Raw genomic sequence first — 12780 nt, 5'->3', positions numbered from 1 at the left:
CTTGTTCCTCCTTTCAACAAAAGTGGAAAAACGCCACCTGCCCCCATGAAACAGGGGCAAATGGCGCCATTGCCATCATGCACACCAGGACAGCGGCTTGCCCATGCGGGATTCACGCCGTCTGCCTGATGCGTTCGTTCACTTCTTTGTACGCGCCGAGATGAGGACCCTCGAAATGTTTGCGTACTTTCACCGTATAGGTGATCACCAGCAGGATCAGCACCGTAAGGAAGGTTTTCCCTGTGGCATACGTCAGGGTGAAATTGTCCGTAATCTGCACTTCGCTCGGTGCCAGGAGCAGGTCAATGCTGATGAACACAATCCAGATCACCGCCACCACATTGACAAAGATGCTCCAGTTACCCAAGGACCAGGGACCGTTGTCCGCCACGGTCCACACCCCTTTGTACTGGGCGCGCAGCTTCAGCACAAGCGGGATCATGTAAGAGATATGCAGCCCGATTACGCTCAGCGAGGTAACCACCGCGTACACGTTGTCCAGAATGGCACAGAGGAAGGCCAAGGTAGCGGTGAGCCAGATCGCATTTGCCGGTGTCCGGAAACTGTCGGAAACCTTGCTCCAGATGTTGGACAGCGGCAATCCCTTGTCACGGGAGAACGCATAGATCATCCGAGACGCGGAAGTTATACTGGAAAGACCGCAGAACCACATGGCGAATGTCACCATCCACAGCATCGCCTTCCCGAACACGCCGCCCATCGCCTGCTCGATGACCACGATGAACGCGTTGCTGCCGCCTGCGGCTACGGCATTTGGATCCTTGATGGACAGGGTGACAAGCGCGAGCATGATAAACCCGAAGAATCCGGATAAGGCGACGGACATATAGACGCCCCACGGCGCGCGTACTCTCGCTTCAATGGTCTCTTCGCTGGTGTGGGCTGAGGCGTCGTAACCGGTAATCGTCCACTGCGCCTGCAGCAGCCCGACCAGAAACGCGATCCAGTACGGCGTGCCGTCCGAGGTGGCGGTGGAGAAGCTGGTATCAAACAGATAGCTTACATCCTGGCTGGGCCCGAAATAGATGAGGGCGGCGATCAGCAGACCGGCGCCGACCAGATGATAGACGGCGGAAACGTCATTCAGCTTTGCCACGATACGAATGCCCACGTGATTCAGAATCGCATGGCTGATCAAGATCACGGCATAAACGGAGAGCAGCTGCAGCTTGGTGGGTTCGGCAAACAGCAGCGAGGCCGCAAAGGTGGCGCAGCCAAAATCGATGCCCGCTACAACCGTGACTTGACCAATCATGTTAAACCATGCGGCAAACCATCCCCACCCCGGACTGCCCAGAATGGACGCCCAGTGATAGATCGCACCGGATGTCGGAATCGCGGAGGTCAGCTCAGCCAGGGAGGCGGACAGAAACAGCACAAACAGGGTAACCAGCGGCCATCCGATCCCCATCACGGCCGGACCGCCCTGATTAAACCCAAATCCATACAGCGTGACCGCCCCGGTCAAAATGGAAATGATCGAAAACGAGATGGCGAAGTTGGAGAAGCCCCCCATATCGCGCAGCAGTTCCTGCTTGTACCCAAACGCATTCAAATCGTCGCCAATCCCTCCCTTTTGGCGGGCGGCCCGAACGCCCTGATTCGCTTTTACAAAAATGGAGATCATCACGAAAAGTGTGAGTGCAAGCAAACCGACCCCAAATAGTACCATGGCAATCCTCCTTAAGCCTTTAAAATATCCCGATGAATCAAATGAGAACGGAAGTGAAGATCGTTGAAATGAGCCCCCTTCCCCATGAAAATGGAACCGCTTACGAAATGAGGGGAAAATAAAAAGACACCATTCCCCCAGATAACCTACGTATTGGGACCAAGGCGTCTTTGCCTTTGCGACTATTCACTTGTTAAATATCTGAATCTTTGTCCTATTCAAAAGAGTAGTTGATCAGCTGGATTTTTTCAAGCTTTTTTTACTTTCCCTTCCAAAGAAAGAAGGCCTTCGCTTGGTGAAGGCCTTCGTGTGAAGAGACCATCCGCCCTGCCATGGGTGATGGGTCATTGTGTCGTTTGTGTCATTTGTTCGTTCGCCCGCGGCACATCCGGCTTCCCTTCCGGATTGTTGTACCAGTACTGCGGCACCTGGCCGATTACCAGGGAATGGGTAATCGGAATCTTCGTTGTCACGGTCTGGAGATCGGTGGCAAACGGGATGATGATCCGCAGGTCCACTTCGACGTAAATATAGACGGTTACCAGCACCATGTTGATGCCGGCCTCTGACATATCTGTATCGAGACGGGTGCGGACAGAGCCGATCGGGACGAAGGTAACCGGCAGATCGGGCCCCATCTGGGCAAGAAAACTGCTGCCCGTCGCCAGGCCCAAAGGGATGGTCCGTTCCACCTTCTCCTCCTCAAACTCCTTCAGCTTGTTCTGGACCCGGGAAGTGGTCTCGCCCACGATCCTCGAATACTCCTTGTAATTAAACTCCATCGCCTGGATTCTGCCGTCCTTGTCCTTCTCCATCTTGACGATGGCGTTGAAGTCGACGCCCTGCTGGGTGATCCGTTTGGTAACGGCATCGGTGATCGCCTCCTTGGCCAGCTGTTCCGCCTTTTGCGAGGCGATGATGAGCAGCGTCGGTTCCAGCCGTTTCTCGACAAAGACAAAGAATTGGATCAGCAGGACAAAAAAGAGAACCAACGCGATAAAAAATGCCTTCGTGCGCGAAAGCGGATTTCTCCATCGCCGACGGGGTCGAAAAACGGCCACTTCCGCCACCTCCCATTCGGTACATCCTATGCGTCGAACAAGGGTTTATGCCAGTTGGGGGGAGGGGCGCAGCAACGCTTGGCCGGCTGAATGTTCCGGCCGCGCTTTCTGCCGGGAACAACCAAACCGTGCTTGTGATTACACGCTACAGCCGAGCAGCCGCGCGAAAGAAGCGATGTTTTGGGTAAGTACGTCGATATTTTTCAAGGACGAGTGTTCTGCCCGCTCTTTCATCTCGGTTGCAAATGTCTCCATGTCTATCGTATTGACACCTTCAAAGCGATTGTCAATTTTGGTGTTTCGCAAGTCCGTCATGAGACGATCTTGCTCTTGTCGATACTCCCGAACCCATTCCGGATGCTGCCGCAGCTTTTTGGCAAATTCAATGAGGATTCCTCCCACATTGCCTCCCGTGGCGACGGCCGATTGCAAGCTGGCATAGGCTTTTGGGTCATACCGCTGCATCACTTTTTGGATATTGACATAATCGCTGGGAGCTCCTTGGGGCTTTTGAGGCAGCTCAATGTAAGTGACATTACCTGTAGCAGGATCCACTTTTCTGGTTTTGGCCACCGCCCCCAGCAGGTTGATGGTGGCGAGAAATTCGGAAGCCTCATCGTCAGTCATGTAGTGATCAGCCAGATATTTTGCCTGGGACAATCCTGCTTCCAATAATGCAGCTCTTTCATCGTCACTCAAGTCACGATTGGTGGCGAACAGATTAAACTCAATAATGCCATACGCTGCTTTCTTGACCTCCGGAGCCTTCTCAGCCAGAATTTTGTCCAGGGAAGCGTTGATTTCGGAGTTAAAGAAAAATTTCGGCGTTTCGTGCTGAATAACGCCATCCGGTAACTGTCTGGGTACTGCTGAACGAAGTTCCACCGTGTCCTGGTGTGCGAGCTCCGGAATGCTGCCGGCCACCATTTCCGTCTCTTTCCTTGCCTGAGCGTACAGGTTTAGCGAAATGTATCCTTTATCGGTCTGAATTTGCATTCTTGTATCTCCTCGTTTCCAAATAAGATTCAAACAGATCCGTTTCAAATTCATTCATCTATCTTACTTATCGGTTTTGCCAAATTTTTATTTACCTGTAAATATTTTATTAAAAGGGTTGATTTTATGGAAATAATCGTTTCTGTGATCATAATGGTTATCTTCTTAATCATTGAATGGCTGTTTCTTGCCAAAAGACCCAAGAGATCCAGCAGAAGAAACATTTATTGGATTATGATTTGCATTGGCTTATCCATCTTGTTCATTTCCATACTGGATGAGATGACGTTGCCAATCAGTCAGAAGATGACAAATGGCAATCCCGGATATCTCCTGTGGATCCCCACTGCTGTCGTACTGGAATTATTATGTTACTTGATAAAAGAAACGGTCAGGCATATGACAAAAGGAATATCGTCTTTCTATCGAAAAATAATGGCGACCGTTAGTTTGTCTATTTTCGTGACAAGCAGCGTTTATCAAGTGATGACAATCGCTACGCATATGAAAAATGCCATTCAACATCAGGTTCTGGATACGGCTCACATGAACGGTGTCATGTTTAACTTTTCAGTTTTAATAGTGATAATAAGTGCTGGGATTGTATGGGGATGTCAAAAGTGAGATTTTAAACGTAATTGGAGATTTCCACCAGATTGTGATCCGGATCCCGCAGATAGACGGACCTGATTTTCCCTACCGCTCCCGTGCGTTCGACCGGTCCCTCGATGATGGTAACCCCCCGCGATGTGAGGTGTTGGATCACGTCAGAAAGGGGCGTCTCTGTAATGAAGCAGATGTCCGCCGAGCCGGGAGTTGGACACAGGGCTTTCGGTTCAAACTCTTTTCCGGCCTCATGCAGATTGATCTTTTGGCTGCCAAACTTTAACGCCTTTCTGCCGCCGCCAAAAGTCACCACCTCCATGCCGAGCACTTCCGCATAGAACCGGCACGTGGCTTCCAGATCCTTCACGGTAAGCACAAAATGATCAAGATGGCTGATTTTCACGGACATTTTCCTCCTCTCGGCAGGTCGCAACCCCCAAATTTGCCTTCCAGTCTATCCGTTTCATACCGCCAATTCCATACTCTCCCTCTATTCTCTCATCGGCTTTCTGCTGATGACTTTTTACTCCGGTTATTTCAACGCCCGTGTGATACATAAGAAAACGAGCAGCTCAACAAAGCTGCTCGCAGTGTGCGGACAAAGTCTGTCGATCATGGGGAATGGTTCCTGCTCGCCCATTCCGCCATGCCTCAACCGGTAGTTTGGCATGGTTTTGCTTCCCCAAACCTTACACAAATGACAGGATATGTTGGTATATATGAGGCAGAGAAACTTGTCGATCAGCATAACCCGCCTCGTAAACCGCTTTCGGCATCCCATACACGATACACGATTCTTCGGATTCCACGATCACATGGCCCCGCTGCCGCTTCACCTCACCGCAGCCGATTAACCCATCTGTCCCCATGCCCGTAAGAATCACGACCAATAAACGATCGCGATAAATCGAAGCTGCGGACTGCAGCGACACATCAATGGATGGCTTGTACAATTTGCTGTCGTCCGCCACGATTCTAAGCGCGATCTTTCCGTCATTTGTCCGTTGAAACAGGGTTTGGTATCCTGCAGGAGCGACATAAATGATCCCCGGCATTACGACATCGCCATCTTCCGCTTCTTTCACTTTCAAGCTGCACATGTTATTGAAGCGGTCTGCCAACGGTTTGGTAAAACCGGGCGGCATATGCTGAAGCACCACAATTCCTGCAGGAAAGTCGGCAGGAAACCGGGGAAGAATGGATTGGATGGCCGACGGTCCGCCAGTGGAGCACCCGATAATGAGCAGTTCAACGGGAGAGGATTCCTCCCTCTTTGTTTCCTCCACTGTTTCTTTTCCAGAACCAACACTGCTTCTCATAGGCAATTTCGCACTGGCGGCAGCCTTTACCCTCAGCAGAAAATCGTCTATCATTTTAGGATCTACCGGATCCTTTATTAATAAACTTTTTGGAAAGAAATCTACCGCCCCCAACTGCAATGCCGTCAGCGTTGCTTCAGCTCCTACGCTTGTTTGCATGCTCAGCATCACGACGGCTACCGGATGATCTTTCATGATTTGTTCCAAGGCGGTTATTCCGTCCATTTCCGGCATTTCCACATCCATCGTCACGACATCCGGTTTGAACCGCTCGATCTTTTCGATGGCTTCGAGGCCGTTGCGGGCGACACCCACAATAAAAAAATCCGGCTCCTTCTCGAATATGAGGCTGATGGCCCTCCTCATGAAGGCAGAATCATCAACGATGAGCACACCATACCGACCCAATTGGCGTTGCCTCCTTGTGAAAAAAAAGTTTCGTCAAAATGACGAACTTACGAATCAGCATTTCTTTTTCGGTAATAAAATGTCGCTTGACCATTTATTGTCTCGAAATTGGTGTTCATGCCGGTTATCGTTTCAGCATGTCCCAGGAATAAATATCCGCCCGGATTTAATCGGTCATAAAACTTCGAGATGACCCGACGCGTTGTCCCGGAGTTGAAATAAATCAGCACATTTCGGCAAAAAATGACATCGAATGGTTCGTCCGCCGCCATCTCCTCATCCTGCAGGAGATTCGAAAGCCGGAATTCAACCCTGTCCTTGATATCGCTCTTGATTTGAAATCCTTCCTCTTGCGGAAAAAAATACTTCGCTAACATCTCCTCGGGAGTCCGGCGGAAGCATAACGAATTTTTATGATACCACCCGCGATTGGCGATGTGCAGAACCTTACCATTAATGTCGGTTGCGATGATATGGATGGATTCCAGCGGTACAATTCCTGATTCTGCGATTGTCATCGCCAGGCTGTATGGTTCTTCTCCCGTGGAGCAGGCGGCACTCCAGATCCGAATCCTGCTTTTGTGGCGAAACTGTGGAAGAATCACGCTGCATAATTCATTGAGCTGACTCTCTTCACGAAAAAAATAGGTTTCGTTGTTGGTAATGAGTTCAACGAGATGATTCCATTCTTGCGGGTTCCTTGCCAAGAATTCGGTGTACGCTTCCAACGTCATGTTCAGAGTGGATAGTCTATTCGAGACCTTCGAGGCGAGCAAAGAAAGATTATCCAGGTAATACAGTCCGCAAAAGTCAGCAATCATTTGTCCCAACTGCTGCAAGCACGCATCATCATGTTGAATATCGTTGAATAACTCTGTTGTCATGGTGTTACATCTCCCAATTCAGCAGCGCATTGAAAAGTTCGTAGATTTGACCCACGTTGGAAAATCTTCAAGAGCTGATCCGCTTTTTTCGGACCAACACTAGGATTTCAGCATTTGAAGCGAATGTTTTATGGTTGCAGAACGGTCTGCCAACACGCGCATCACCGAAACCGTCTTTTCCACATCCTGCACATTCTGGTGGAGTGCGCTGCCCGTATCGGAAATCGCCTGTTCGAGTTTATCCATTTCATTTGTCTGAAATTTTGTCGCTTCCGTAATCTCGGCAGCCTGTTTGGTTACATGTTCGACGGCTTTGACAATATCCTTTCCGTGTTTTGCCTGTTCCACGGTAGCCGCAGTAATTTGTCGCATCTGCTCACGAGCGTTCACGACACCCTTGATGATTTCTTCCACGCCGACGGCCTGCTCCTTCGTCGCCTGCGTCACCATGGCGGCCTGTTTCGTTACATTTTCTCCCGCCCGCGCGATATTATCGCCCTGCTTGGCCTGTTCAACCGTCGCTACGGTGATTTGACGCACCTGCTCACGGGCGTTCACGACACCCTTGATGATTTCTTCCACGCCGGCGGCCTGCTCCTTCACTGCCTGCGTTACCATGGCGGCCTGTTTCGTTACGTTTTCTACCGCCCGCGCGATATTCTCGCCCTGCTTGGCCTGTTCAACCGTCGCTACGGTGATTTGACGCACCTGCTCACGGGCGTTCACGACCCCTTTGATGATTTCTTCCACGCCGGCGGCCTGCTCCTTCGTCGCCTGCGTCACCATGGCGGCTTGTTTCGCTACATTTTCTATCTCCATTGCGATATTCTCGCCTTGCTTGGCCTGTTCAACCGTCGCTATGGTGATCTGGCGCACCTGCTCACGGGCATTTACGACACCCTTGATGATTTCCTGTACGCCGGCAGCCTGTTCCTTCGTCGCCTGCGTCATCATCTCCGCCTGGTTGGTCAATACGCCGACGGCTTTCACAATCTGTTCGCTTCCCTTGGCCTGTTCGACGGTAGCAGACGTGATCTGTCTGATCTCATTCGTGATCTTTTCCACTCCGGTCACGATTTTTTCGATGGCTGCACCTGTTTCATCCGCCAGTTTGTTTCCTTGCTCGACTTTTACCATTCCGATCTCAATCGCTTTGATGGCATCGGTCGTTTCACTTTGAATCCCTTTGATCAATTGGGCGATTTCTTTGGTAGCCTTTGCGCTTCGTTCGGCCAGCTTCCTTACTTCATCGGCAACAACCGCGAACCCTTTGCCGTGTTCGCCCGCCCTTGCAGCTTCGATCGCGGCGTTCAGCGCCAAAAGGTTGGTTTGCTCGGCAATATCGTCGATCACTTCAATAATGCTTCCGATTTCCTCCGAGCGTTTCCCCAGATTGGTGATGACGCCGGAGGCCTGTGTTACGACATCCGCTATCTCTTTCATGCCGGTAAGGGACTGACCCACCGCTTTTTGTCCATCTTTGGCATCCTCTTGAACTTGATCGGTAAGTGAATTCACATTTTGCGCATTTTGGGCAACCTGTTCAATCGATGCCGCAATCTGTTGAATCGAGGCAGAGGTATCGTCGGCGATTCTCTGCAGCTGGTCTGCATTGGCAGCAATTCCGCGAATCGATTTTCCCATCTGCTCAATGGATGCGGAGATTTGTTCAACCGAACTGGCCGTGCTTTCCGCGTTTCCGGCTACCTGTTGAATGGACGCCACCATCTCCTGGACCGCATTCGCCGTTTCTTCCGTCGAAGCGGTCAGGCTCGCCGCATTATCGGCCACGCCTTTGATCGATTGGCCCATCTCTTCGATGGATACGGAGATTTGCTCAACCGAACCGGCTGTGCTTTCCGCATTGCCGGCTACCTGTTGAATGGAAGCCACCATCTCCTGGATCGCATCCGCCGTTTCTTCCGCCGAGGCGGTCAGGCTCGCTGCATTATCGGCTACGCCTTTGATCGATTGCCCCATCTCTTCGATGGATACGGAGATTTGTTCTACCGAACCGGCTGTGCTTTCCGCATTGCCGGCTACCTGTTGAATGGAAGCCACCATCTCCTGGATCGCATTCGCCGTTTCTTCCGCCGAAGCGGTCAGGTTCAGCGCATTATCGGCCACGCCTTTGATCGATTGGCCCATCTCTTCAATGGTAGCGGAAATCTGCTCCACGGAACTTGCCGTACTCTCGCTGTTTCCGGCAACCTGTTGAACCGTAATCACCATTTCCTGGATGGATTCCGCGATTTCATTGGCGGAAGCATGCAGCCGACTGGAATGATGGCTTACTCCTTCAATGGAATTGGAGATTTCCGCCAACATTTCGGATGTGGATGCAATGGCTGATGACTGTTGTCGGGCCCCGAGCGAAATTTGTTCCGTAATGACGGCCAGATCCTTGAGATTTTGCTCCAACTGTTCCGCATCGAACAAAACCGCTTCAACCGTTTCGGAAACCCCTGCGACTTTCATAAATTTGTAAGCAATGTTTTTTTTCAACGTGCTCATCGAACGTTTTCCTCCCTATGATCAGCTTCTTTGATGATGGAATTCTGTCAGCTTGTTGCCAAACGATTCAGTTGGAGTTATTCGCCATTTTGAATAATCCGGTTACATCCAGGATCAGCGCTACGCTTCCGTCACCCAAGATCGTGGCCCCTGAAACGCCTTCGATCTTTCCGATATAGGAACCGATGGATTTTACGACGATTTCCTGATTGCCGATCAATTCATCGACAACCAGACCGAGTCTTTTTTCCGCCAGCCCCACCACCACGATATATACATTTTGGGTATTCATGCCGCCGGAAGGCATGTTAAAGTAATCGTGAAGCCTGATGAGAGGAAAAATCTTGTCCCTGATTTTGACAACAGCTTGTCCCTTGATGGAGCGTATCTCTTGTTTGGACAGGCGGACGATTTCGATCACGCTGCTCATGGGCAGGGCATAAATGGTTTCTTTTAACCGGATCAGAAGCCCCCGAAGAATCGCCAACGTAAGCGGCAGTTTAATCGTAAACTTCGTTCCCGCTCCCAAGCGGGTTTCTACCTCGATCAATCCGTTTAATTTCTCGATATGATTGCGGACAATATCCATTCCGACTCCGCGTCCCGAAATATCGTTGACGGACGAAGCCGTGGAAAAACCAGGAAGAAATATAAGCTGAATCAGTTCCTGTTCTGACATCATCTCGGCATTTTGGGCAGGAATCAGCTGCTTGCGAATGGCGGATTCCTTTACTTTCTGTACGTGAATGCCTGCCCCGTCATCCTCTACCGTCAGCACCACCTGATTTTCCTGATGGGCTGCCTTGATCCTTATGGTTCCCTTGGGGGATTTTCCCCGTTTTTTTCTGACTTCCGCTTCTTCGATGCCATGGTCGATGGCATTTCGGATCAGGTGAATCAGCGGATCCCCGATTTCCTCGATGACAGTCCGGTCCAGTTCTGTCTCTTTCCCCTCAAGCAGCAGATTCACTTCCTTGTTTAACGTCCGGGACAAATCCCGTACCATGCGTGGGAACCGGCTGAACAATTGCTCGATGGGAAGCATTCGCGTTTTCATGACGGATCCTTGCAGTTCTCCGATAATGCGGCTGAAATGATTGGAGATTTGCTCCAGATCGTCAATGGTTTCGTCCGAGGAATAACGGTCGCGCATCAGATTGCCCACCTGGGCGATTCTTGTCTGGTCGATGACCAGTTCGCCAACCAAATTCATGATGTTCTCCAAGAGATCGACACCCACGCGAACCGTTTGCCCGATTTTCTTCCCTTCCTTTTCGCTCCTGATGAGGGGGGGGTTCTCCTGTTCCACGTCCTTTCCGGCTTCTGTCACTGACACAGAACGCTCATCCAACAACGGCACCACTTTGACATCCTCCACATCTAGAAGCTCGCCCAAGCGGTATTGGAAGGTTTCCGGCTCCAACCCGGTCGCGATGTAATAGGAGATTTCCTGAATGGCTGCGTCTTCAGAGATGCTGTTCAAGTCCGGTTCCGTCGCAATAACAGACGCCCAATTTTTTATATGGTTGAATACAATGTAGGCACGAGCTATTTTCATCTCGCACTGATCGGATAAGCGGACTTTGCAGATCCACTTCTTTACCGGTTGTCCTGCAACGGCAGACAACCTGCCTTCCGATCCAACATTCTCTACCAGCCTGTTGTCCAACTGCTGCAATTGGTGCACAATGGCATCCACATTCGTTCTGGTTGCGCCTTCCAGTTCAATCTCCCTTTTCAAGCCGGATAACTGATCCAGACATTGAAACAGGACATCCACAACCTGCTGCGTCACCGGCAGACGCTGATTGCGAATCTTGTCCAAAATATTTTCCATTTCATGGGTTAAACGTTTCATCTCCTCGAAATCCATCGCCGCCGATGAACCTTTTAACGTGTGAGCGGCCCGAAAAATACTTTGTATGATTGCCGGAGACTCGCCTTGCAGTTCCAGATTCAGAATTTCCCGTTCCAGCAATTGAAGTTGTTCTTCCACTTCGGAGAGGAAGACTCCCATCATTTCCAATCGATCCATGTTTGTCTCCTTACCCTGCAAGAACCTGTTCTAAATTTAAGATGCCGATAAGTCCATCTTCCGACTGGCCGATCTCCTGAACAAAACTTCCGTCCACTCCCGATACAATGTCTGCGGAGGATTGGATCTTGGAAAATCTGGTGACTTGATTCACCCCATCCACCACGATGCCGATCAGTTCTTCGTGATAATTCACCACCACGATTTTTGTTTGATGAATTTCGGGCCTCTCTTCCAATTGAAATCTTTTGCGCAAACTGATCACGGGGACGATATTGCCCCGGATATTTGTGACGCCTTCCAAAAAGGTCTTGCTGTTCGGGACAGCGGTAACTTTTTGCATTTTGAGGATTTCATAAACCTCAGAAATCTTTAGCGCATATTTGTCCACACCCACCTCAATGACGATGTATTGGTCCTGCTGTGAAGCTTCCACGGTTTCACCCCCATCGGATATGCTCTCCACTCTTGTGATACAATTCACAAAAGTACGATTCATTTATCTGCAAAAAGATGGTCAAATACTCCGTGTCAAATTGTTTGTCCCGGTTTTTCCACAGCTCGATTTTGGCATCCGCGAACGAAATGCCTTTTCGGTAGGGGCGGTGCGAAACCATGGAATCAAACGCATCCAAGATGGAACATATTCTGGCGCAGCTTGGAATGTCGCTGTCATCCAGACCATAGGGGTAACCCGCTCCATCCAGACGTTCATGATGATAGAGAACGATATGGGCAATATCCGGGTTGGTAATGCCCTCTTTCTGTAATAAATCGTTCCCCCAGATGGGATGCTGTTTCATCAATTCCCATTCACTTTGGGTCAGTGCGGAACTCTTTCTTAATATGGATATTGGAACAAAAATTTTACCGATATCGTGCAGGATACATCCCAGGACAAGACTTTGGGCTTGCTCTTGATTCAAATGCAAGGCAGCTGCCATTTGTCTTGCCAAACATCCAACGCGCATACAGTGATGATATGTACCGTAATCGTGCAACCACAATCTGGACATCCAACTTGCGAGCTGTTGAATCAAAGAGGTATCTCTCCATTTCGCTTGATGAATTGGAAAGGGCACATGATAAAATATTTTTCCGTTTGCACTGGGTTCTGCAGACAACGTACAATTTCGTACAACTGAACTTGTGCGACAACAGGAGGGTCATAGATGCAGCAAGGGAACGAATACTTGGATCTAATTGAGAAACAGCAAGAGGATTTGACAGATGAAGAAATTGTCAGCATGTTTTTGGCAACGTA

General features: G+C 50.1%; 10 protein-coding genes. All 10 read right to left on the bottom strand.

From position 1 onward, the window contains the following. Positions 1 to 112: 112 nt before the first annotated feature. Positions 113 to 1693, bottom strand: a complete 1581-nt coding sequence (locus G3578_RS17290; protein ID WP_165214224.1) for an amino acid permease — start codon at positions 1691 to 1693, stop codon at positions 113 to 115. 344 nt (positions 1694 to 2037) lie between these two features. Beyond that, the gene (yunB, locus tag G3578_RS17285; protein ID WP_165214223.1) at positions 2038 to 2754 is read right to left on the bottom strand and encodes a sporulation protein YunB; all 717 of its coding nucleotides are present in this window, start codon (positions 2752 to 2754) and stop codon (positions 2038 to 2040) included. Between the two features lie 138 nt (positions 2755 to 2892). Then, a complete protein-coding gene (locus G3578_RS17280) occupies positions 2893 to 3750 on the bottom strand; it encodes a hypothetical protein (RefSeq protein ID WP_165214222.1) in 858 nt (285 codons plus the stop codon). A gap of 628 nt (positions 3751 to 4378) precedes the next feature. Continuing rightward, on the bottom strand, positions 4379 to 4759 hold the full coding sequence (locus G3578_RS17275; RefSeq protein ID WP_165214221.1) for a VOC family protein: 381 nt from the start codon (positions 4757 to 4759) through the stop codon (positions 4379 to 4381). A 286-nt stretch (positions 4760 to 5045) separates the two neighbouring features. Beyond that, positions 5046 to 6083: a protein-glutamate methylesterase/protein-glutamine glutaminase gene (locus G3578_RS17270; RefSeq protein WP_165214220.1), complete on the bottom strand. Its 1038-nt coding sequence runs from the start codon at positions 6081 to 6083 to the stop codon at positions 5046 to 5048. Between the two features lie 47 nt (positions 6084 to 6130). Continuing rightward, a complete protein-coding gene (locus G3578_RS17265) occupies positions 6131 to 6967 on the bottom strand; it encodes a CheR family methyltransferase (RefSeq protein ID WP_241254690.1) in 837 nt (278 codons plus the stop codon). Positions 6968 to 7066: 99 nt separating this feature from the next. Beyond that, positions 7067 to 9481: a methyl-accepting chemotaxis protein gene (locus G3578_RS17260; RefSeq protein WP_165214219.1), complete on the bottom strand. Its 2415-nt coding sequence runs from the start codon at positions 9479 to 9481 to the stop codon at positions 7067 to 7069. A 67-nt stretch (positions 9482 to 9548) separates the two neighbouring features. Then, complete coding sequence (locus G3578_RS17255; protein ID WP_165214218.1) at positions 9549 to 11516, bottom strand: chemotaxis protein CheA; 1968 nt, start codon at positions 11514 to 11516, stop codon at positions 9549 to 9551. A 10-nt stretch (positions 11517 to 11526) separates the two neighbouring features. Then, a complete protein-coding gene (locus G3578_RS17250) occupies positions 11527 to 11952 on the bottom strand; it encodes a chemotaxis protein CheW (RefSeq protein WP_346774030.1) in 426 nt (141 codons plus the stop codon). A gap of 4 nt (positions 11953 to 11956) precedes the next feature. After that, complete coding sequence (locus tag G3578_RS17245; protein WP_241254689.1) at positions 11957 to 12556, bottom strand: HD-GYP domain-containing protein; 600 nt, start codon at positions 12554 to 12556, stop codon at positions 11957 to 11959. Positions 12557 to 12780: the final 224 nt, after the last annotated feature.

The organism is Brevibacillus sp. SYP-B805, from assembly GCF_011059135.1.
Taxonomy (GTDB): Bacteria; Bacillota; Bacilli; order Brevibacillales; family Brevibacillaceae; genus Brevibacillus_F.
This window is presented reverse-complemented; position numbering and strand designations above follow the sequence as displayed.